The organism is Cyanobium sp. Aljojuca 7A6, from assembly GCF_024346455.1.
Classification (GTDB): domain Bacteria; phylum Cyanobacteriota; class Cyanobacteriia; order PCC-6307; family Cyanobiaceae; genus Cyanobium.
The window spans coordinates 25,625-45,985 of record NZ_JAGQCY010000019.1; the positions used below are offsets into that span (position 1 = coordinate 25,625).

Here is a 20,361-nt window from a genome sequence, read left to right on the forward strand (position 1 = left end):
TCTGGCTCAGGGCAGGGTGAAACCGGAGGTGTTGAGGTGCTTGAGGTCGAGCATCACCACCGTGAGCCAGACCAGCAGGGCCAGGCCGCCGAGCGAGCCGATCACGGCCAGGAGACCCACGATCACCGACCTGGAGGAACCGCTGTCGTTCGGCACGGGCAGGGAGCAAGCTTGCGCCACTTTCCCATGGCCGGGCCAGGGCCGCGCCGGGGTTCTCATCCCATCGCCTCCGCCCCCTCGCCGGCATCAGCCAGCACCAGGCGCAGCAGCACCGGCGCCAGGAAGGTGGTGCCCATCACCATCAGCAGGATTGCCGCCTCCAGCGACGGCCCCAGCACCCCGGTCTGGGTGCCGAGCCCCAGAAAGATCAGGCCCACCTCGCCCCGGGGCATCATCCCCAGCCCCACCGCCAGGCGGTTGGTGGGCCCGCTGCTGAGGTAGCTCCAGCCGGCCGCGACCTTGCTGACCACGGCGGCCGCCAGCAGGAAGCCGGCCATCACCAGCCCCTCGTGGTTGGCGGGGTTGAAGGGATTGAGCACCGAGAGGTCCATGCCGCTGCCGATCAGCACGAAGAAGAAGGTGGCGAACAGGGCCACCAGGGGCTTCACCGCTGCCTCAATGGCGTGCCGGTGCCGCGAGGCACTCAGGATCAGGCCACCGGCGAAGGCCCCCAGGGCCGCCTCCAGGCCGAAGGCCTGGGCCGCGAAGCAGGACAGCGACAGCACCAGGAAGGCCGCCACCACCACCTCGCCGGGGGCCCGCAGGCGATCCAGCAGCCAGTCGAAGGAGGGGGCGGCGGTGCGGCTGAGGAACAGGGCCGCGCCCACGAACACCCCCGCGGCTGCGATCAGCTTCAGGATCGGGCCGAGGCTGAAGCCCTCGCCGCCCGCCAGGGCCACCACCACGGCCAGGATGACGATGCCGAGGATGTCGTCGAGCACGGCCGCGCCGATCACCGTCTGCCCTTCGCGGGTGCGCAGGAACTTCAGCTCCCCCAGCACGCTGGCGGTGATGCCGATGCTGGTGGCGGTCATGGCGGCGCCGGCGAAGATCGCCGGCAGCAGCGGCACCCCGAACAGAAACTGCAGGCCGGCGGTGCCCAGGGCGAAGGGCAGCACCACCCCGGTGAGCGCCACCGTGATCGCCTGGCCCCCCACCGCCATCAGCTCGTCGAGTTCGCTCTCCAGACCGGTGAGGAACAGCAGCGCCAGCAGGCCGATCTTCGCCACAGCCTGGAGATTGCTGAACCCGTGGTCGTAGATCTCCTGCACCTGCTCCGGGCCCACGTGGGCCAGGGCGGCGATCGCGTGCTCGGCGAAGCCGTTGAGCTGTCCGCCCAGCTCCGGGGCCAGGATCAGATGCAGCCCCGAAACGCCGATCAGCACCCCCGCCACCAGCTCGCCGAGGATCGCCGGCAGCCGGAAACGCACCATCAGCTCCGCCAGGGCCCGGGCGGCGAACAGGATCACGATGAAGCGGCCCACCTCGATCAGGGTCTCGGCCGCTTCAATCTGGTGGCCCCCGGTGGCGAGCAGCAGGGAGGACATGTCCATGGCGGGCCGGCTGGGGCGGTGGGGAATCCTTTCATCCCCTGGTGGGGATCGGGCCCGGCATCAGCGGATCGGGATCCCCGGCCCCGACAGACTCAAGGCTCAGCCGGGCCAGCAGACTGCAGCGATGGCAAGGTTCAGGCGCTCAACGCGGCAGCGGCTCCGGGGTCGGCTCCAACCGGGTGACGTTCCACCGGAGGGCCGGCCGTCGATCTCCTGGGGCGTCGTTGTGGCGGTCGGCCTGCTGCTGGCCGGGGTGCCGATGTTGCTCTTCAATCAGCAGCATTCCGGCGATCCGCTCAAGATCCGCCGCGAAATGCGCAAGTTCTGAGCCCGACGCCCCGTGACCCTGTCCCGCCGCCGCCGCTGGTTCCTGCTCCTGCTGGGGGGCCTGCTCGCCGCGACCCTGTTGGCCGGCGTGGCGGGCTGGGCCGGCGCCGCCGGTTCGGCCGATCCGCTGCCGTCCTGGAATCCGGGTGCGGCCCGGGACGGCATCCTCCGCTTCGTCCGCCAGACCACCGACCCCGCCAGCCCCGGGTTCGTGCCGCCCGGGGAGCGCATCGCCACCTTCGACCAGGACGGCACCCTCTGGGTGGAGCAGCCGGTCTACCCGCAGGTGCGCTTCATCCTCGAGCGGGTGCCCGGGGCGGTGACCACCAGGGGGGAACTTGAGCGGCTGGCGGCCACCGCCCTCAGTGGCATGCCCCTGGAGACTTTCCGCTCCGACGTGCGCCAGTGGCTGGCCACGGCCCGCCACCCCCGCTGGCAGCGCCCCTACACCGAGCTCACGTACCAGCCGATGCAGGAGCTGCTCCGCTACCTGCGGGCCCACGGCTACAAGACCTACATCGTCACCGGCGGCGGCCAGGACTTCGTGCGTGTCTATGCCGAGCAGGTGTATGGCATCCCGCCGGAGCAGGTGATCGGCAGCGCCGGCGCCACCCGTTACGGCTACGACAGCGCGGGTCGGCCCTTCCTGACCAAGGAGCCCCGGCTGTTGCTCAACGACAACGACGCCGGCAAGCCGGAAGGCATCCAGCTGATGATCGGCCGGCGGCCCATCGCCGCCTTCGGTAACTCCACCGGCGACCGGCAGATGCTGGAGTACACCAAGGCCGGCGACGGGCCGCGCCTGGCGATGCTGGTGCTGCACGATGACGCCCGCCGCGAGTATGCCTACGGTCCGGCCCTGGGGCTGCCGGACACCCGGGTGGGCCGGTTCACCCAGGAGCTTCATGACGAAGCCCGCCGGCAGGGCTGGATCGTGATCAGCATGAAGAACGATTGGCGGCGCCTCTTTCCCTTCGACCGTTGACGGTCCCGATGCCCACCGCGCTCTAGGGTCGAAACCCGTCGATGCGAAGCCGTGAAAGTCCTGGCCGTCTCTCTGCTGGGCGCCTCGCTCGCCATCGGTGGTGGTTCAGCCGCTGAGGCCCAGGAGCGCTGCACTTTCCTGCAGCCGATTGGTGGCGATGGCACCACCCCGATCGTCTCCAAGCGGGTGGGGGCCGCCAAGCTGCTGGGCAAGGAGAACTGGAACACCGACTTCATCGTCAACCAGCCCTACAGCAGCTTCAAGTTCTTCTTCACGGCCAATTCCTCCGACGCCAACGCCAAATATCCGGTGAGTGGCTTCATGAAGTTCAGCGATGGCAGCAACCTGCAGGTGATCAACGAAGTCATGAACCCGCCGATCGGCACCGGTCGCATGTTCGGCCCCTTCCCCGCCATTGCGGGCAAGCAGGCCAGCCAGATGAATTTCAAGGTGGGCGCCAGCAGCGACCCCGGCGCCCTGGGCTTCAGCTACCGGATCTCGGTGCAGGGCTGCCAGTAGGCCCCACTCCGATGCTGCTGCGCCTGCAGCGCCGCCGGCCGATCAGCGCAGCGAGGCCAACGGCTTCCTGGCCGCCTGGGTGGCCACCAAGGCGCTGGTGGGGGAGTTCGACAGCGGCTGGGAGCGGATGCTGGGCCTCTACGACCGCCGCTCCGACTGGGGGCTGACTGCCTGCGAGGCCGGCTACAACGCCAAGGGGGACTGTCGGCGGCCGGAGAAGCGCTATGCCGATTTTCCCGACGCCCTGCGGGCCTTCCTGCGCCGCACGGGCTACCTGCGGTAAGGCCCCAGCTCAGCCCAGAAAGGTCATGGTCAGGCTCACCAGGGCCAGGCCGGTGAGGCCGGTGGCGGTCAGCAGTCCGATCGATCGGTGCATGGGAATCTCCTGTTGCCCCAGAACCTAGAGCAATCCTTAAGAAGCGCAATCGCTCCGCTTGCGGCCGCAGCAATCCGTCATGGAACGGGCTTCTCGCGGCGGTGGGTCTGCCTTTGCCACCCTGGATCCTTCTCCTGCAACACCGATGGCGGCTGACGGCAGCATCGCTTTGGCCCTGGAGGGCCAGCTGCGCCTCGACGACCAGCCCGCCCTGCACCGGGCCGTGGCGTTGGCCCGCCAGCGCGGCGCGCGCCTGTTGGTGCTGGCCTGCCGGCCCGAGGCGCAGCGCCTGCGCGGACCCCACCAGCGCCGTTTGGAAACCCAGGCCCTGGCGGCGCTGCAGCAGCGCCTGGCGGCGGCGGCCATTCCCCTGCTGGTCGTTCCCCAGCTCACGACGGCGGCCGCCCTGGCCGAACTCCGCCCCCTGGTGCAGCCGCAGGCGGTGCTGCACGCCAGCGAAAGCCGCCTGTTCGACACCTGGCCGGTGGCGGCCGAGCGCTTCCCGCAGGTGTTCAGCCAGTTCCGGCGCGGCCTGGAGCGCGACCCGGAACCGCCGCTGCCCCCACCGGATCTCGCCGGCCTGGGGGGCACCTGGGACGACCTCCCCCGCACCTGGCTGGCGTCACCGGCGGCGCCCGGGGCCGGGAGCGATTCCCGCAGCGCCTTCCCCTTTTCAGGGGATGAGCCCACGGCCCTGGCCCGGCTGCAGCACTACCTGTTCGACTCCAGCGGCCTGCGCGATTACAAGGCCAGCCGCAACGGGCTGGTGGGCACGGAGTTCTCCGCCAAGTTCTCCCCCTTCCTGGGCGTGGGCTCCCTCTCGGTACGGCGGATCTGGCAGGAGGTACTCCGCTACCAGGAGCTGCACGGCGCCGACGAGGGCTCGACGTGGATGCAACAGGAACTGCTCTGGCGCGAGTTCTTCCTCTGGTCGGAGCAGCAGCACGGCGCGGCCTTCCACGCCCCCGGCGGGATTCAGAACCGCCCGCCCGAATGGCAGGCGGACCGCCAGCGCTTCGCCCGCTGGACCCGCGGGGATTCCGGCCATCCCCTGATCGATGCCCAGCTGAATGAGCTGCTGAGCACCGGCTACCTCTCCAACCGCGGCCGCCAGTGGGTGGCCTCCCACTTCGTCAATGAGCTCAAGCTGCCCTGGATCTGGGGGGCGCGTTTCTTTGAGTGGACCCTGATCGATGCCCAGCCGGCCCTGAACACGGGCAACTGGGCCTATCTGGCCGGGGTCGGCTCCGACCCGCGCAGCTTCGGCGGTGTCCCCCGCCGCTTCGATCTGGAACGCCAGGTGCGCCTCTACGACCCCCAGCAGACCCACCGCCAGCGCTGGAGCTGAACCCCCATGCCCGTGACCCTGTGACCCTCACCCTGATCCTCGGCGACCAGCTCCACCCCGACTGGCTCACCCCTTCGCCCCTTCAGCTCGCCCCCGGCCAGCGGGTGCTGATGGTCGAGGACCTGGCCGTGGCCTCCACCTGGCGGTACCACCGGCTGCGGCTGTTGCACACCTTCGTGGCCATGCGCAGCTTCCGCGATGCGCTGGTCGCCCACGGGGTGGCGGTGACCTACGGCGAGCTGCAGGAGTCGCTGGCGGTGCCGTTCTGGCAGCGGCTGGCGGCGGAGCTGGAGGGCGGCCGCGAGCTCCGGGTGGCCGAGGTGGCCGATCGGGGCTTCGAGGCCCGGCTGCAGCGGTTCTGCACCGAGCAGGGGGTGCGGCTCAGCGTGCTGCCTTCGCCGGCGTTTCTGGAATCGGTGGCCGAGAGCCGGAGCTGGTTCGAGGGCCGTCGCCGCCCGTTCATGAAGACCTTCTACGAGCGCCAGCGGCGCCGCCTCGGCCTGCTGCTGGAGGCCGATGGCGCCCCCACCGGCGGCCGCTGGAGCTTCGATGTGGAGAACCGCCGCAAGCTGCCCAAGGGCTACGTGGAGCCCACCCTGCCGGCGCTGGCGGCCAGCCCCCATGAGCCGGCGGTGAGGGCCCTGATCGACACCCACTTCGCCGATCACCCCGGCGTGCTGGGGCCCCTGTGGATCCCCTTCGATCAGGCCGGCGCCGAGGACTGGCTGGAGCGGTTCCTGGCGGAGCGCCTCGACGGTTTCGGGCCCTTTGAGGACGCCCTCAGCCAGCAGCACGCCACCCTGCACCACTCCCTGCTCTCGCCCCTGCTCAACATCGGTCTGCTCACCCCCGCGGCGGTGATCGCGGCCACCCTGGAGCACGCCGCGGCACGGGAGGAGCGCGGCCAGCCGGTGCCGATCGCCTCGCTGGAGGGTTTCCTGCGCCAGGTGATCGGCTGGCGGGAGTTCGTGCGCGGCATCGACCGGGTGCATGGCGAGCGCCAGGCGGCGGCCAACTTCTGGAACCACCAGCGCCGCCTCGCCCCCTGCTGGGACGACGGCAGCAGCGGCCTGCCGCCCCTGGATGCGGCGATCGAGCGCGTCAACCGGCTCGGCTACAACCACCACATCGAGCGGCTGATGGTGATCAGCAACCTGATGCTGCTCTGCGAGATCCACCCCGGCGAGGTGCACCGCTGGTTCATGGAGCGCTACCTGGATTCCTACGAATGGGTGATGGGCCCGAACGTGTACGGCATGGGCCTGATGAGCGACGGCGGCCTGTTCGCCACCAAGCCCTACATCGGCGGCTCCAACTACATCCTCAAGATGGGCGACTACAAGAAGGGCCCCTGGTGCGAGATCTGGGACGGCCTCTACTGGCGCTTCATCGACCGCCACCGGGCCTTCTTCCAGGCCAATCCCCGTCTCTCGATGATGGTGCGGATGCTGGAGAAGATGGACCCCAAGCGGCGCGAGGCGCTGGAGTTGGCCGCCGAGGGGTTCCTGGCGCGGGCCACCATGGTCGGACCCTGACCCGCCCCCTGCCCGTGACCGCCTCCGCCGAAGCCGCCGCCAGGCCGCCCGCCCCCATCGTGCTGCTGGAGCGGCTGGCGGGGGTGGAGGGCATGGGCCGCGGCCGGCGGCGACTGGTGCTGCTGCTCAGCCAGCTGGGCGACTTCGACAGCCTCGAGTACGCCCAGGCCCTGGTGCCGGCGTTGCCACAGCTGGAGGCCGCCGGCATCGCCATGCTGGCGATCGGCATCGGCGACGCGGCGGGCCGTGAGCGCTTCTGCGCCTTCACCGGCTTCCCGAGCGAGCGGCTGCTGGTGGACGCCGAGCCGGATCTGCACCGCGACCTGGGGCTCTACCAGGGGCTGACGCAGGCCGGCGGGCCCTGGCCCAACCTGCTGCTGATGTGCGCCGGCCTCGGTTCCCCCGGCACCCTGGCCGAGGTGCTGCGCGGCTACACCGGTGACCGCAGCGCCCCCCAGCGCATCGCCGACGACGAGACGATCCAGGCGGGGCCCCTGCCGCCGATCAAAGGTTCGTTCTTCGCGCGGGCCGGCGGCCGCGGCTTCCAGCGGCCCTTTGAGCTGGCCACCGTGCGGCTGCGCAACATGGCCGAGGTGCTGGGCCACTGGCGCACCTACGTCCCCCGCGACGACTTCCTGACCCAGCGGGGCGGCACGTTCCTGCTGGAGGCCGACGACACCCTTCTTTACAGCTACCGCGACCCCGGCATCCTCGGCTTCTCGGCCACCATGGCCAGGCCGCTGAGTTTCCTGGATCCGTATCTGGCTTAGTCCATGACTAAACTAGGCGAGACCCCCGACCCGGTCTTGTGGAAGGTCCAGCGCCGGCCCATCGCCTGGTGAATGTGCACCAGGCAAAAACCCAGCTCTCGCGGTTGATCGATGAAGCCCACGCCGGTGAGACCATCGTGCTGGCGAAGGCCGGCAAGCCCTGGGCCAGGCTGATGCCCCTGGAGGCGCCGCCTCCCCAGCGTCTCCCCGGTCGTCTGCGCCGCCTGGGCCCGCTCAGCGAGCCCGACGCCCTACTGGAGCCCTTGCCGCCCGATCAGCTCGCTGACTGGGAAGCCAGTTCCTTGATTCCGGCGTCAGCCCTGCCGTGAGCGGCCCCTCCTCTTACCTGCTCGACAGCCACGCCCTGCTCTGGTGGTGGTTCGTTCCTGAGCGGCTTTCGGGTGCCGTCCAGGCGCTTCTGGTCGACCCCACCAGCCGGATCCTGGTGAGTGCCGCTTCGGTCTGGGAACTCAGCCTCAAGCACCATCAGGGCCAACTCCCCGAGCTGGCTACAGCCATGGCTGATCTCCCTGGCCTGCTCCAGGCCGATGGCTTCCATCCCCTGCCGATCTCCCTGGCCCATGGCCTGAGGGCTGGCGGCTACAGCCAGCCCCACCGCGACCCCTTTGATCGGATGCTGGCGGCCCAGGCCGAGCTGGAGCGGCTGGTGCTGCTCACCGCCGATCCCCAGCTGTCCACCTTCCCGTGCCAGATCCTCTGGTGAGATCCCATGCCGGACAACGGATTGCGCTGCCACCTCCTGATCGGCCCGCCGGCCAGCGGCAAGACCACCCTGGCCCGGGCCCTGGCGCCCCTGCTCACGGGGCCTGGTGAGCCACCGGCGGTGGTGCTCTCCACCGACGCGATCCGCGCCGAGGTGTTCGGCGATGCGGCGGTGCAGGGACCCTGGAGCACGATCGAGCAGCTGCTGCATGGGCGCCTGCGGGCGGCCGTGGCTGAGGGCATTCCGGTGATCGTCGATGCCACCCATGCCCGGCGGCCCTGGCGGCTGGCCCTCACCCAGGCGCTGGCGTTGCCGGCGCCGGTGGAGTGGGTCGGCTGGTGGCTGTTCACCCCCCTGGCCACCTGCCTGGAGTGGAACCAGCGCCGCCATCGCCTGGTGCCCGAGCCGGTGATCAAGGAGCTGGCGGCGGCCCTGGCCGATCCGCATTTCGGCCCCAGCCGCGCCGAGGGCTTCGCCGCCGTGGTGGCGCTGGTGCCCAGCCACCACGCGTCCCTGGAGCCGGTGCTGGCCGAGGAGCTGGCCCGGCTTGACCAGCGCATCCGCTCGGCCACCAACCGGGAGCGGCAGGTGCAGCGCCATGGCCATTCCCGCCTGCTGGATCTCGAACGGCTGCTCTATCTGCTGCGCCTGCTGAGCCGCTATCCGGACCTGGCCGCCAACGATCCCGTCACCGCCGCCGAGCTGGAGGCGATCGTCTCGCCCTTGCCCGAGGGGGATCTGGCCGATCGGGCGGCGGCCCTGCTGCGGCGGCTGCATGGCGACTGCTACGGCGATGCGGCAGCCCTGCGGGCCGACCTGGCCTGGCTGGAGCAGCAGGGGTTCAGCTCTGCCCAGCCCGTCGTCGCGCCGATCCAGCCGGCCCCTGTGCTGGCCGCGGCGGCGGGGTTGAACGCAGGTCTGCCTCCCCTGGGGGACGGCCAGGTGTTCGTGCGGGTGTTCACCCTGCTGCGCCACGTGCTGCAGCACCCCTTTGATCGGGAGGGCGGCAGCGACCTGCCCGGTCACCTGATCGAGGCGATGGAGGAGATCCCCGGCGCCTACCTGCCGGGGGAGGCGGCCACCCTGCGCAAGGACCTGGAGAAGCTGCTGACGCCCTACGGCTTCCGGGTGCGCAACGACAACGTGCGCCACGGCTACGCCCTGGGCACGGCGCTGCTGTCGGCGCCGCGGCTGCGGGAGATCCATGGGGTGGTGAGCCAGGCGGCTGGCCGCCTCGGGGATCCCTCGGCCCAGGACCTGCTGATCGAACTGGAAAAGCGGCTGCGGTGGGGCGGGATCAGCCCCGAGGCGACGCCGCCGGTGCGCACCTACGCCAACCATTCGGTGGTGGATGCCGCCCTGGTGCGCCCGGATTCGCTCGCCGCCGACCGCCACGGCTACCGGCAGGCGGAGGCGATCGAGACGGCGATCCTCGAGCACCGGCGGGTGGTGCTGGAGCGCTACGCCTCGGGGGCCAGCTTCCCCGACAGCCCGGTGGGGGAGCTGCGGGTCTGGCCGCTGCAGTTGATCTTCCACACCATCGGCTGGTACCTGCTCTATGAGGAAGATGCCGTCGCCCAGCCCCACGGCCTGATCCGCACCGAGCGGCTGGATCGCCTGGCGCTGCGCCGCAGCGAGAGCCGCAACCGCCGCAGCGACGGGGCCCACCAGCAGGCCGTGGAGCGGGCCGGGCGGCTGCTGCACCTCAGCGGCGGCATCTACTGCGGCGACGACCTCAGCGAGCAGCTGGCCGTTGCCGGTGCCTCGCCAAAGACCCGGGCCCGGCACCTGGTGACCCTGCGCTTTTCGTGTGAGGACTGGGCCTTCGCCTTCATCCGCGAAGGCGTGCTGCGCTTCCCGATCGAGCACACCCGCTTCTCCAAACCCCTGCCGGGCGACAGCTGGTGGCGCCACCCCAAAGCGCCCCATCGGCTGGCGCCCAACCCTCCCGGCGACAGCCACCCCTACCCGGTGGAACTCGACCTGCCCCCCTGGACGCTCAGGCGGGACGTGGACCTGCGCACCTGGTTGCTGGGCTTCGCCGGCGGCGTCCGCATCGAGGCGCCGGCGGCCCTGCGCGAGGAGCACCAGGAGCGGGCCAGGGCTGTCCTGGCCGCCTATGGATCGGCTGGGGCGGTGCCCCAGGGCGATCCGGAGCCACCTGTGCGTTACTTCCCCAACCGGCTGCGGCGCCCCTGAAGACCCTGCCTGGGCACCCCTCCGGGCCCCGCGAGCAGGGGCCCCAGGGCCTCCGCCGGCCCGCGTTCGTGTTCAAACAGGGGCCCATCCCCCTCGATCACTTGGCCGTCGTGCAGGCAGATCCGGTAGAGGGCGTCACCCATGGAATCCACCACGATGCAGTGGCGGGCCTGCTCGCTGACGATCGGCAGAAAGCCTGCGAACCACTCCATGGTGGCCCGGATCTGGCGGGCGGCCCGCTCGTTGTCGTCGTAGAAGCCGCCGTAGGCCAGCCGCAGGAACAGGCTGCACCAGGGCTCGCGGCGCTGGTAGTAGAAGGCGTGACTGTTGAGGCCATGGCCCCAGAAGCCCACGCTCAAAAAGCCCAGGGGGCCTCACTCAGAAAGGAATCGATCGTGCTCTGCAGCAGGTAGGGCGGCTCCGTGTCCCGGGCCGTGCCGAACAGGGTCTGCCCCTGCCAGTGCAGCGGCTGATCGGCAGGCAGCAGGCTGAGGGGGAAGGGGCCACCGATCCGCTCGGCGTAGAAGGTCAGAAGGCTGTCGAGCGTGGGCTCCATCGACGGGTCTGCGGCGGGATCCATCTTCCCCAGCACGGCCGGATTGGTGCGGTTTTCCCTGCGAAGGACCAGAGGTGGTTGAGGGCCGCTGGCGTCACAGCACCCCCAACCCCGCCTTCAACCCCTTGGTGACAGCCGCCAGAAAGGGCAGATCGAGCGTGTCGATCGTGTCGCTCATCTGGTGGTAGTGCGGGTTGCGCATGAAGGAGGTGTCGGTGACCATCACCGCGTCGTAGCTCGCATCCCAGAAGGGGCTGTGGTCGCTCAGGCGCACATCGGGAAGTGAGCGGCCGGCATCGGGCACCTGCAGCACCTTGGTGATCACGTGCTTCCCCATGCGGCTGGCCAGGCCAGGCAACATGCCGCTGGCACCCAGGTTGCCCACCACGGCGATGAAGTCGCCCCGATCGCCATAGATCGCCCGCATCGCCGGGTGGGGGTAGTTCTGGGTTTCGCAGGTGTAGGCGAGCATCTCCAGGCTCACCATCAGTTTCAGCTTTTGGCCGCTGGCCTTGAGTTCAGTGGCCAGGGCCGTGCTGCCGAGCATGCCCCACTCCTCCTGGTCGAAGGCCACGATCCACACCGGCCGCTTGGGCGGGTGAGCCTTTCAGTGCACCGCCAGCTCGATCAGGGCCGCCAGCCCGGAGGCGTTGTCGTCGGCGCCGATCGAGTGCAGGGGGCCGTCGTAGTGGGCCGCCACCAGCAAGGGGGCGAGCTCTGGGCGCTGGCCGGGGAGCCGCAGGATCAGGTTGGTGCCCGCATCCGTGCCCTCGCGAAAGTGGTGCTCCTCCACCGGCCCCAGGGCGCCGAGCTGTTCGGTGAGGTAGGCGCGCACGGCCATCAGGCCCATGGGATCCCAGCGGGCATGGCGTGGGCGGGCCAGGTGCTGCAGGTGTTCCAGCAGGGGCGCGGGGTCGCGGGAGGGGTGATCGATGCTGAGGCCGTCAACGGGGCACGAAGCCTACTCGCTTGACACCTGCACTGCAAGTGTGGATAATTAGGGGATGGTCAAGGTCTTCACTCCAGCTGACGCCCTCTACGGCCTCGAGGACCTCCTCCTCGTCGCCGGCAAGCTGCTTGACGAGGAGATCTCGCCGCGCACGGTGCGTCTCTATGCCACCCAGGGGTTGATCGATCGCCCCGGCAAGGAGGGGCGCAGCGCGGTGTACGGCCACCGGCACCTGTTGCAACTGGTGCTGGTGCGCGCCCTGGCCCGGCGCGGGTTGAGTCTCTCCGCCATCGCTCCCTTCTGCGTTCTGGCCGACGCTGATCTGGAGCAGCAGCTGGAGCAGCTCGATGGGGAAGGGGCGGCGGCCACCGCTCCCTCCGCCAACGAGGCCCTTCAGTACCTGCGGGATCTGCCGTCCACGGCCGACGCCGTCGGTGCTGCGGCAGAGGAGTCTTCGTCCTTCGCACGAAAAGCTGCCGCGATGGGCTCCGTTCTTGGGATGCTCAACAAACCCCTCTCCTCCCGCACCAGCGACAACGGCAGCCGCTGGCTGCGTTTCACCCTCGCCCCCGGCATCGAAGTGCACGTCCGCGACTCCGTGTTGCCTCCTCCCGCCGGCCCCCGGCGCCAGCAATGGCTCCAGCACCTCCTGGACCGGCTCAACGCCCTGCTCGACGACGCCGACCGTTGAATCCGTTCCCCCGTCCCACCGCTAACCCCCCCCATGACCCGTCCCACCCTGCGTTTCCGGCCCCTGCGGCCGGCGGTGGCCTCCGATCGCCCGTCGATCCTGGATCTGCTGCTCACGATCACCCCACCGCCGGCGGCCGCTGAGGCCAACCGGCGCGAGCGGCCGCCGCTCAACCTGGCCCTGGTGATCGACCGCTCCGGCTCGATGGGCGGCACCAAGCTCAGCTACGCCCGCAAGGCGGCTCGCTTCCTGGCCGGGGAACTCACCAGCCGTGATCGGCTCGCCATCGTCAGCTTCGACGACGAGGTGCAGATCGTCGTGGCCTCTCGGCCCGTGGCCGATCCCCAGCCCTTCATCGCCGCCATTAACACGATCGACAGCGGCGGCTGCACGGCCCTCTTCGATGGCTGGCGGGCCGGAGCCACCCAGGTGGCGGAACACCTCGACCCCGCGGCGATGAACCGGGTGCTGCTGCTCTCCGATGGCCAGGCCAACGAGGGCCTCACAAACCAGGACCAGATCGCCGCCAAGGTGGCGGGCCTCACTCAGCGCGGCATCAGCACCAGTGCCTTCGGCCTGGGGGACGACTTCGACGAAGACCTGATGGGGGCGATGGCGGCTGCGGGCGACGGCACCCTGGCCCACATTGAAACCCCCAGCCAGCTGGCTGACCTCTATGCCTCCGAGCTCCGGGGGCTGGCGAGCACCTTCGGGCGGCGGGTGAGCCTTGGCCTGCGGGGCAAGCACGGCGCCGAGGTGGTCGATCTGCTCAACGACCTCAAGCGCACAGGTGCCGGCAACTACCAGCTCCCCAACCTGCGCGCCGGCCAGGAGCTCAACGTGGGCCTGCGGCTGGAGCTGCCCGCCTGGATCCCCAACCAGGAGATCCTCAGCGTGCGCCTGGCCTGGGAGGCCCCCGGCAGCGGCGACCGCCAGAGCCTGATCGAACACCTGCAGTTGCCGGTGATGGCCCATGGGGAGCTCGATCAACTGGATGGCGATGAGGCGGTGGCGGAACAGCTGGCCCTCTTCAAAGCCAACCGGGAACGCAAACGCGTGATCACCGAACTGGATCGCGGCGATGTCATCAGCGCCAGCGCCAGCTTGGGCAAGCTGTTCGGCGACCTGTCGGCGATGCCCGCCACCCCGAGGCTCACCCGGGAGCTCGACCTGCTCAGCGAGAAGCTGGCCCTGCTCAAGAGCGATCCGAAGCGCAGCCGCAAGAATCTGCGCCGCGAATCGCAGCGCTCCAGCCTCAACGTGTGGGAGAGCGAGGGTGGGCCCAGGGATTGATCAGATCAAGGCCCAGCCCTGTGAAGTCGCTCACGTTGCGGGTGGCCAGTTGGGCGCCCTGGGCCAGGGCGGTGGCGGCGATCACCGCATCGGCCGTGGCGATCGGCCGTCCGAGCTGCTCCCGTCGCACCAGCAGCTCGCCATACCAATGGGCGGCCTTCCGGTGGAAGGCCAGCACGCGATCTCCCAGCAGGGCCGTCACCAACGCTTGCCAGCAATCCAGCAGGGCCTGCTTGCGGCGACCCTCCGGCAGCCGGGTGAGGCCGTGCAGGATCTCGGCTTCGTTCATGGCCGTGATGCCCACCTCCGCTGGATCGAGACCATCCGCCCAGGCCAATACCGCCGGCTCCGGCTGGGGCCGCATCAGTTCGGCGATCACGTTCGTGTCGAGAACGATCACCTCGGCAGATCCAGCTCCACCCCGCCGAGGGCGGCGAAATGGGCGTGGATGCGACTCCCCAGACCTGGGGTGTCAGTGCCAGCGGATTGCGGGAGCACGGCTTCGCGCAGGATCCTGCGGGCTTCCTCCTCCATGGAGTGGCCATGGCGCGCGGCCTGCAGTCGCAGCTGGGCCTTGGTGGCGTCGTCGAGGTTGCGGATCGTGAGGCTGGCCATAGCGATTTCTGCGCAGGCAATGCTGTCAGTGCTTGCAACGCTAGCGCTGGAGGTTGAGTTCGAGCGTTGGGCCCTGGCACGCCCAGATCACGCCTCGCTCAGCGCAGCAGGAACAGCGCCAGCAGGCCCCAAACCAAGCCGAGCCCATGCATGGCGCGTGCGGCAGAGCTCCTGCTGGGCCAGGAACAGGGCACAGACCAGGGCCAGCAGGTAGACCAGCAGAACCACGAGGTGTTCGAGGGTTTCCGCGATGGCGTCCGGCCCCGGCCCGATCAGGTGCTGGGCGAGGTGGAAGATCTGGCCGGGCAGCTCGGCGCTGAGCATGAACACGAAGAACAGGGCCACCCCTTGGCGCCCCAGGCGGGCGATCTGCGCGGCAGACGGGTGCGCCATCGTTCCGGAGCAGGGGCCAGGAGAAGTCTGAGCCTCGATGTGGGTGGGATGCGTGAGCTGGGTCTGGGTGATCGCCCTAGAGTCTGGCGATGATGGGCCTGGAGCTTTATTCAGGATGGCTGTCGATCTCCCCTTGGCCGAGATGAGCCTGGCCGACAAGCTCCAGGCCATGGAACTCCTCTGGGCCGAACTGTCCAAGACGCCTGAGCAGCAGCGTCGCGATCGGGTGCGGCAAGGCACCGCCAGCTTCCAGAGTTGGCATGCTGCCATGGGTGAGTTGAGGGCAGAACTGCGTGGACATCAGGCTCCTTGAGAGCGCCAAGGAGGATCTCCGCAGTGGTTGGTTCTTCTACGAGCGACAGAGCCCAGGCCTCGGTGATCGCTTTCTCGATGCGATCGAAGCTGATGTCTACGCGATCCTGGATTGCCGGCGAGATCCGAACTGGATTCGTGATCGACGCGGTGTGGCGCCCTCCGGGCCCTTGAGCTAGGTCATCCCAACCCCAGTTGGCTGTGCGCCTTATCCCAGGGCACGGTCACCGCGGAGCGATCAGGGCTGGGGTGCCAGCAGCTCAGCCAGGGAGCCGGAAAGGCGGAACCCAGCCGGATGGGCATAGACGATGTCGGCAATCTTCCAGCTTCCCGCAGGGCCGCGCACCAGCTGATAGCGCAGTTTCTGCGGCGCCTCCAAGGGGCGGTTGCGCAGGCCCGCCTGTACGGCCACCAGGGCTTCCAACCCTCCGCCGGGGGCGGCGGTGCAGCCCAGCACCTTGGCGCCGAAGGTCGACACCTGGGTGGCGCTGAACAGATCGAAGTCGACAAAACGGCCGCTGTTTGGATCGAGCGCGTAGGCACGCCTCAGCTTCTGGTACAGCCCATCGGTGAAGCGGCTTTGCTGGCTCTTGAGCTCGATCGGACCGCGCAGGTCCTGCCCAGCCACATGCCAGCGGTAGAGGCCATCCAGCTGGGCCTTCACCGGCGCTGGGCAGGGGGCGAGCGCCACGGCCGCCAACAGCGGCATCAGCTGGGGCAGGGGCATGACGGCGTGCTGGCGTTGCTGTGAATCCTGGCAGCGGGGGCTGCCCTTTCAGGGCAGTTCCAGCCAACCCCGCAGGGCCAGATCCAGCTCGATCAGCAGCTGGGACTCCAGTTGGCCCAACACCTTGCCCAGGGAGCTGAGCGGCACCGTGAACAGCTTGTCGACCATCAGCTCGGACGGCTTCTTCAGGCCATTGCGTGTTGTTGGCTGGACGGGAAGCCTGACCAGTGGAGCGTCCACCAGGGTGCTGGTGAGCGGACAGATGGTGACGCTCGGATGGGCCTGCAACCAGCGATCCGCTTGGACCACCACGGCGGGGCGTGGTTTGCTGGCGTACGCGCCCGGGCTGGCCACGGTCACCACGGTGCCGCAGCGGAGCGCAGGCAGGCTCATGCGGTCCAATCGCTCCAGTCAGGGAGTTGTTCGCTCCAGTGCTGTTGCGGTTCCCGTGCGGCCAGCCGTTGCGACTGCCGGCGGGCCTCCTCGCCATCGCCATGGCGCAGGAGGTACTGGGTGATGGCGTCTCGCACACAGTCACTGCGGCTCTTGCCGAGCTTGCGGGCCAGCTGATCGAGCTGCCGCTCGAGTTCCGGCTCCACCCGCACCCCGATCGCCGTGACCCCGGCTGTTCAACGATTCGTTCTACAACGTAGGGGGGGATGGGTGCTCTAGGTGCCACTAGGCGTTCAAACGATCCCCTGCTGCAGGCTCTCCTGCCAGAAGAGAGCCTCATTCGTAGTGGGTCCACAGCCGCAGCACCTTCACGATCCTCTCGTCGGGCAGCACCTGGTAGACGAGCCGGTGCTGGATGTTGAGCCGTCGGGAAAGGGCTCCGCGCAGATCGCCCACCAGCACCTCGTAAGGCGGTGGCTGCCGAAAGGGATCCTCTGCCAGGAGCTGAAGAAGCTGTTCGGCCTTCGTCTTGAGGGCTGGGGATGCGGTGGCGAGCTTGCGGGCGTCCTTCTGGGCCTGCTTGGTGAAGCGAACGCTCCAGCTCACCAGCCCGGCTGATCACTGAGATCCTCTGGCGGCGTCGCCAGACCTTCCAGGATCGACTCACGCATCCCCGGGATCGAGACCAGATGGAGCGTCTCCTGGATCGCGTTCCAGTCGGCCTCCGACAGCAGCACGGCATTGCCTCGCTTGCCGTTGATCTGCACTGGCTCGTGGGACTGGCCGACCTCATCGATCAGGGAGTACAGCCGCCTGCGGGCTTCCGTGGCGGAAATGCTGGCCATCGAAGCAATGCAGCAATCGCGTACGTCAAAGCGTACCGCTTCTGGCCCTGGCAGGCGGCGGCCACGGGTGGCCTCGATCCCCTGCCGGTCAAACCCGGCGTCTCCTGGCTGCTCGTCAACGACCGCGACCAGGGCATGGAGGCTTTTGGCCACACCGGCACGTTCTCAACGAAGATGCCCTGCCTGGCGCGGGGCCAGGGGGTGGCAGGCGGTCCAAAGATCGCTGTGGCGCTGCGGAGCAATCAGCTCGAGCTGCTCCAAGGGCCGCCTCATTCGAGGCAAGTGGTTCCGATTTGCCGCGGCTGAGGCAGAATGGGAGGACGAAGGAGAGGATGGGTGGCCTTTCAGATCAGGCCCAGCGAGGCCGCCAGCGGCGTCAACGAGAACGTTCTGCTGCGCAAGGCGTTGCAGCGAGCCGGTGAGGAGCTGGGCCTGACGGCCCAGGAAACAGCGCAGGCGATCGGCAAGAGCCGCACGTTCTTCGAGCAAGGCCGTGCGCAGGCTCGCATCGATCTCCACACCCGGCAGATGATCGCTCTGGTGCTGCGTCTGTATCGCAGCCTGTCGGCCCTGGTGGGCGATGACACGGCCTTGATGCGCCATTGGCTGGAGACAGCCAACCGCCACACCGGCGGGATCCCCCGGCAGCAACTGCAGCATCCGGAGCAGCTGGTGGAACTGGTGCAGTATCTCGATGCGATGCGCGGTCGGCCGTGAGCCCGGCTCCACAGGTTGATCTCACGGCCACCACCCGGCTGGATGGGGTGGTGATGCGGCTGGTGGAGCAGCAGGGTGCTCAGGCCACGCGGCGCATCACCGACAGCCTGGAGGAGCAGGCCTGGCTGGAGGACTTTCTTGAGACCAGCAAACCCGATCTGCCGGATGCACAGGAATGCCCGGTGCGGCATCGGTTGCTGCTGACGCCTTTCCGCTATCCGAAGCGTTATGGGTCGCGCTTTTCCAGGCCGTGGGAACGGGGCCTGTTCTATGGCTCACGATTACGCCTAGGTTGCCTCCTGGAGGGGGCCTACTACGAGCTGGTGTTTCAAGCCGGACCGGAAAAGCCCTTTCCGCGCAGTGCGGCGATGCGCAAAACCCTGTTCCACGTGAACGTGCATACGGAGCTTGGACTGCAGCTGCAGCAGCAACGCTCCAAAGCCCTGCAGCGTGGCTTGCGTGATCCAGTCGATACGCGTTTCGCCCAGGACACGGGCCAGCGGATGCGCGAAGCCGGCATCGAAGCGTTCGAGTACCACTCAGCCCGCAGCGATGACGCGGTGGTGCAGTTCGGCGCGATCAGCTGCTGCGTGTTTCAGGGCACCCCCTTCGATCAGGTGGATGTGCAGGTGGAGAGCCATGCCTTGGATGTGGTCTTCCGATGCCTGGATGACAACAGCGTGTGGCACTTCCAGCGGGGGCAGTTTGAGGTGGATGGCGTGTTGCCGGAGCCTTCGGCCTGAATCCAAGGGCCTCGTCAGGCCGGTTGCAGCTTCACCGCCCAGTGATCAGGATCGTGCTGACGCTTACCAGCTAATGAATGAATTCCAGGGCGACTCCGATGACATGATCGAGAAGTTGCCATCGCCGCCATCCCCCCGCTGAGCGGATGACAGGAGGAAAACCATCGCGCCCAGTCCCGACTCTCCAAAACCATCTCATCCAATCTGTATCTTTCATCGGTGAAGTGCATTGGTGGTGGAAGTGCGGGCTTCTGGCCGTTCCCGCGGGCGGATGCATTGGGACTCGTTGATGCCAAACTTGCGAACATTAACTAATCTTGCAAGGCGATAGCCCATGATCAAGCCAGTCAGTCTTTGTAGCAATTGCTTTGATGCCACTCCAAGAACATTGGGTCAGGCTGGTTGGCTGAGTTGCCGGGGAGTGAGACAAGCCGTTTCCCATGCATAGCGTAATACTCGCGCCCATTCGAAAATTCCTCTCTGATACGCCTGCTGACTTCTACATGAAACTCTTTGGTCAAAGTCAGGTATCCATTGTCAAAAAGTGTATGCAGATCAGATCTCATCAGGATTCCGTTGGAAATCTGGTGAGGTCCATTTTCTGAATATGGCTTGATATGTGCAGCTTCCAGGACCGGCAATGTCTTCTCTCCTGTGATGGCGCATCTGCGCGAATACTCATCCATTACCACGACCCGGAAGCCACCCTGGCCCAGTCTTGGCTTGATGAGCTGTTCTTTGCCAAACCGCACTGTGGGTCCGCTATTTTCGCCTTCTTCAACCTTTGGCTCTAATGAGAAAAAAGTCTGTGCGGCCTCAAAGAGCCTTAACCCCTCGCTCCCCGGCAAGATCTCATAGCTTTTCCCTGTAACGATATTGGACGACCAGTCAGAAGGTGGATCTATCTTGTTTTCATTATCTAAGTAAAATGGTTGAGTCAGGACTGTGCATCCAATCGCTGGGTTGTATTCGCTGTCACGTCGCAGCTCTTGAATCTTGCGGCGAAAATGGAGAAGGTCGGGCATGCCATTCTTGTCACCAAAAGCTTTCCAGGCAAGTTCAAGTGGAAGGGTTGTATGTCGAACAAAAAAGCCCCGCCAATAATCTTGTTTTCTGGGTACTTCGATTTAAACAAGAAAAGCTCGTTCGGCTCAAGCACCCTGAATTGACTTGTCGCCCGGGGTCGCCAGAAATTCATCTCCTCAGCTTTACAGGATCTAAGGTATCGGAACCAGTCCGTATCGGTAATGCCGACGTAGACCTTCATGGCTTAACTTTTCTGGGATTGGTCTTGAATGGGCTCGATAGCTCCACGCCAGCCTGTTCGTAGATAGTTCGGCCTAGGGGCATAGTCTGCAGTTCCACTTTGGCCTTATGAAAGTTCTGCCATCGGACAGAACTGATAGCTTGCCGGTCCCCCAAAGGCAACCACAATGGGTTGATTGGTTCGGAGCTTTTCCACGACTCCACGATGGTCTTTGAGGAGACGTCCACCGCCAGCTTGCAGTGGAGTGCCTGGATCTCATCAGGGGGAATGAGGGGCAGGTCGTAGAAGAAGCCGTTGCTCATCTGGCACCCGTCTCCGGTTCGCAAAGGCCAAATTCCGGCTGCATGAGGTAGCAAGCGGCACTCAACAGCCATGAGATGCTGTTTCGGACTGCTAAGGAGACCCTGGAAAAGCCGGCGCACTCACGCGAAAATTGCCCTGTGATCGCAGGTAAGGGCTGGGTTCATGGGTGGTAAGCAGCTTGGGTTTGGTGATTACGAGCAGACCACGGCCAAGAAACGGAC

The 20,361-nt window shown here is 67.5% G+C and carries 28 protein-coding genes and 1 pseudogene; 14 read left to right on the forward strand and 15 right to left on the reverse strand.

The genetic code is table 11. From position 1 onward, the window contains the following. Positions 1-6: 6 nt before the first annotated feature. Entirely contained in the window at positions 7-156 is a 150-nt protein-coding gene (locus tag KBY95_RS14260; RefSeq protein ID WP_254965813.1) for a hypothetical protein, read from the reverse strand. 59 nt (positions 157-215) lie between these two features. Next, the gene (locus KBY95_RS14265) at positions 216-1,553 is read right to left on the reverse strand and encodes a cation:proton antiporter (protein ID WP_254965814.1); all 1,338 of its coding nucleotides are present in this window, start codon (positions 1,551-1,553) and stop codon (positions 216-218) included. Between the two features lie 340 nt (positions 1,554-1,893). On the opposite strand from KBY95_RS14265, the gene KBY95_RS14270 reads away from it, so the two are divergent. From KBY95_RS14270 to KBY95_RS16325, 9 genes are all read left to right on the forward strand, one after another. Beyond that, positions 1,894-2,865 (forward strand): HAD family phosphatase, encoded by a 972-nt coding sequence (locus KBY95_RS14270; RefSeq protein ID WP_254965815.1) that lies wholly within the window; start codon positions 1,894-1,896, stop codon positions 2,863-2,865. Between the two features lie 51 nt (positions 2,866-2,916). Further along, a complete protein-coding gene (locus tag KBY95_RS14275) occupies positions 2,917-3,384 on the forward strand; it encodes a hypothetical protein (protein ID WP_254965816.1) in 468 nt (155 codons plus the stop codon). A gap of 79 nt (positions 3,385-3,463) precedes the next feature. Next, positions 3,464-3,667 carry a hypothetical protein gene (locus tag KBY95_RS14280; protein WP_254965817.1) on the forward strand — a complete coding sequence of 68 codons (204 nt, stop codon included), beginning with the start codon at positions 3,464-3,466 and terminating at the stop codon, positions 3,665-3,667. Positions 3,668-3,839: 172 nt separating this feature from the next. Beyond that, positions 3,840-5,108 carry an FAD-binding domain-containing protein gene (locus tag KBY95_RS16320; RefSeq protein ID WP_261353726.1) on the forward strand — a complete coding sequence of 423 codons (1,269 nt, stop codon included), beginning with the start codon at positions 3,840-3,842 and terminating at the stop codon, positions 5,106-5,108. A gap of 20 nt (positions 5,109-5,128) precedes the next feature. Then, positions 5,129-6,643: a cryptochrome/photolyase family protein gene (locus tag KBY95_RS14290; RefSeq protein ID WP_254965818.1), complete on the forward strand. Its 1,515-nt coding sequence runs from the start codon at positions 5,129-5,131 to the stop codon at positions 6,641-6,643. 92 nt (positions 6,644-6,735) lie between these two features. After that, complete coding sequence (locus KBY95_RS14295) at positions 6,736-7,413, forward strand: peroxiredoxin-like family protein (protein WP_254965847.1); 678 nt, start codon at positions 6,736-6,738, stop codon at positions 7,411-7,413. A 38-nt stretch (positions 7,414-7,451) separates the two neighbouring features. Next, positions 7,452-7,742: a type II toxin-antitoxin system Phd/YefM family antitoxin gene (locus tag KBY95_RS14300; RefSeq protein WP_254965819.1), complete on the forward strand. Its 291-nt coding sequence runs from the start codon at positions 7,452-7,454 to the stop codon at positions 7,740-7,742. Next, positions 7,739-8,137, forward strand: a complete 399-nt coding sequence (locus tag KBY95_RS14305) for a type II toxin-antitoxin system VapC family toxin (RefSeq protein ID WP_254965820.1) — start codon at positions 7,739-7,741, stop codon at positions 8,135-8,137. Before KBY95_RS14300 ends, KBY95_RS14305 begins: the two co-directional genes overlap by 4 nt. Before the next feature lie 6 nt (positions 8,138-8,143). Further along, positions 8,144-10,336: a WYL domain-containing protein gene (locus tag KBY95_RS16325; RefSeq protein WP_261353727.1), complete on the forward strand. Its 2,193-nt coding sequence runs from the start codon at positions 8,144-8,146 to the stop codon at positions 10,334-10,336. Here the strand turns inward: KBY95_RS16325 and KBY95_RS14320 are convergent. From KBY95_RS14320 to KBY95_RS14330, 3 genes and pseudogenes are all read right to left on the reverse strand, one after another. Beyond that, the gene (locus KBY95_RS14320; protein WP_254965821.1) at positions 10,306-10,695 is read right to left on the reverse strand and encodes a hypothetical protein; all 390 of its coding nucleotides are present in this window, start codon (positions 10,693-10,695) and stop codon (positions 10,306-10,308) included. The two genes, KBY95_RS16325 and KBY95_RS14320, sit on opposite strands and share 31 nt — an antisense overlap. After that, on the reverse strand, positions 10,692-10,916 hold the full coding sequence (locus tag KBY95_RS14325; RefSeq protein WP_254965822.1) for a hypothetical protein: 225 nt from the start codon (positions 10,914-10,916) through the stop codon (positions 10,692-10,694). Before KBY95_RS14325 ends, KBY95_RS14320 begins: the two co-directional genes overlap by 4 nt. Positions 10,917-10,986: 70 nt before the next feature. Next, a pseudogene (locus KBY95_RS14330) lies at positions 10,987-11,742 on the reverse strand (M20/M25/M40 family metallo-hydrolase). Positions 11,743-11,896: 154 nt separating this feature from the next. On the opposite strand from KBY95_RS14330, the gene KBY95_RS14335 reads away from it, so the two are divergent. Continuing rightward, the gene (locus tag KBY95_RS14335; protein ID WP_254965823.1) at positions 11,897-12,532 is read left to right on the forward strand and encodes a MerR family transcriptional regulator; all 636 of its coding nucleotides are present in this window, start codon (positions 11,897-11,899) and stop codon (positions 12,530-12,532) included. A 33-nt stretch (positions 12,533-12,565) separates the two neighbouring features. Further along, positions 12,566-13,825: a VWA domain-containing protein gene (locus KBY95_RS14340; RefSeq protein WP_254965824.1), complete on the forward strand. Its 1,260-nt coding sequence runs from the start codon at positions 12,566-12,568 to the stop codon at positions 13,823-13,825. Here the strand turns inward: KBY95_RS14340 and KBY95_RS14345 are convergent. From KBY95_RS14345 to KBY95_RS14355, 3 genes are all read right to left on the reverse strand, one after another. Further along, positions 13,788-14,225, reverse strand: a complete 438-nt coding sequence (locus KBY95_RS14345) for a type II toxin-antitoxin system VapC family toxin (RefSeq protein ID WP_254965825.1) — start codon at positions 14,223-14,225, stop codon at positions 13,788-13,790. The two genes, KBY95_RS14340 and KBY95_RS14345, sit on opposite strands and share 38 nt — an antisense overlap. Then, a complete protein-coding gene (locus KBY95_RS14350) occupies positions 14,222-14,440 on the reverse strand; it encodes a FitA-like ribbon-helix-helix domain-containing protein (RefSeq protein ID WP_254965826.1) in 219 nt (72 codons plus the stop codon). Before KBY95_RS14350 ends, KBY95_RS14345 begins: the two co-directional genes overlap by 4 nt. Positions 14,441-14,527: 87 nt before the next feature. Beyond that, positions 14,528-14,833, reverse strand: a complete 306-nt coding sequence (locus KBY95_RS14355) for a hypothetical protein (RefSeq protein WP_254965828.1) — start codon at positions 14,831-14,833, stop codon at positions 14,528-14,530. A 142-nt stretch (positions 14,834-14,975) separates the two neighbouring features. On the opposite strand from KBY95_RS14355, the gene KBY95_RS14360 reads away from it, so the two are divergent. Further along, a complete protein-coding gene (locus KBY95_RS14360; RefSeq protein ID WP_254965830.1) occupies positions 14,976-15,146 on the forward strand; it encodes an addiction module component in 171 nt (56 codons plus the stop codon). 237 nt (positions 15,147-15,383) lie between these two features. Here the strand turns inward: KBY95_RS14360 and KBY95_RS14365 are convergent, their stop codons facing one another. From KBY95_RS14365 to KBY95_RS14385, 5 genes are all read right to left on the reverse strand, one after another. Then, positions 15,384-15,872 carry an ABC transporter substrate-binding protein gene (locus KBY95_RS14365; RefSeq protein ID WP_254965832.1) on the reverse strand — a complete coding sequence of 163 codons (489 nt, stop codon included), beginning with the start codon at positions 15,870-15,872 and terminating at the stop codon, positions 15,384-15,386. Between the two features lie 48 nt (positions 15,873-15,920). Then, on the reverse strand, positions 15,921-16,265 hold the full coding sequence (locus tag KBY95_RS14370; protein ID WP_254965833.1) for a type II toxin-antitoxin system PemK/MazF family toxin: 345 nt from the start codon (positions 16,263-16,265) through the stop codon (positions 15,921-15,923). Then, positions 16,262-16,471: a ribbon-helix-helix domain-containing protein gene (locus KBY95_RS14375; RefSeq protein WP_254965834.1), complete on the reverse strand. Its 210-nt coding sequence runs from the start codon at positions 16,469-16,471 to the stop codon at positions 16,262-16,264. The genes KBY95_RS14370 and KBY95_RS14375 overlap by 4 nt, the downstream gene beginning before the upstream one ends. Before the next feature lie 130 nt (positions 16,472-16,601). Continuing rightward, positions 16,602-16,871 (reverse strand): Txe/YoeB family addiction module toxin, encoded by a 270-nt coding sequence (locus KBY95_RS14380; protein ID WP_254965835.1) that lies wholly within the window; start codon positions 16,869-16,871, stop codon positions 16,602-16,604. Beyond that, a complete protein-coding gene (locus KBY95_RS14385; RefSeq protein WP_254965837.1) occupies positions 16,868-17,110 on the reverse strand; it encodes a type II toxin-antitoxin system Phd/YefM family antitoxin in 243 nt (80 codons plus the stop codon). Before KBY95_RS14385 ends, KBY95_RS14380 begins: the two co-directional genes overlap by 4 nt. Before the next feature lie 336 nt (positions 17,111-17,446). Between KBY95_RS14385 and KBY95_RS16445 the strand changes: the two genes are divergently transcribed. After that, positions 17,447-17,827: an MbcA/ParS/Xre antitoxin family protein gene (locus KBY95_RS16445; RefSeq protein ID WP_254965838.1), complete on the forward strand. Its 381-nt coding sequence runs from the start codon at positions 17,447-17,449 to the stop codon at positions 17,825-17,827. After that, positions 17,824-18,570 (forward strand): RES family NAD+ phosphorylase, encoded by a 747-nt coding sequence (locus KBY95_RS14395; RefSeq protein WP_254965839.1) that lies wholly within the window; start codon positions 17,824-17,826, stop codon positions 18,568-18,570. Before KBY95_RS16445 ends, KBY95_RS14395 begins: the two co-directional genes overlap by 4 nt. 347 nt (positions 18,571-18,917) lie before the next feature. Here the strand turns inward: KBY95_RS14395 and KBY95_RS14400 are convergent, their stop codons facing one another. Both KBY95_RS14400 and KBY95_RS14405 read right to left on the reverse strand, forming a co-directional pair. After that, complete coding sequence (locus tag KBY95_RS14400) at positions 18,918-19,595, reverse strand: HNH endonuclease (protein ID WP_254965840.1); 678 nt, start codon at positions 19,593-19,595, stop codon at positions 18,918-18,920. A gap of 238 nt (positions 19,596-19,833) precedes the next feature. Next, on the reverse strand, positions 19,834-20,139 hold the full coding sequence (locus tag KBY95_RS14405; protein ID WP_254965841.1) for a hypothetical protein: 306 nt from the start codon (positions 20,137-20,139) through the stop codon (positions 19,834-19,836). Between the last annotated feature and the right edge of the window lie 222 nt (positions 20,140-20,361).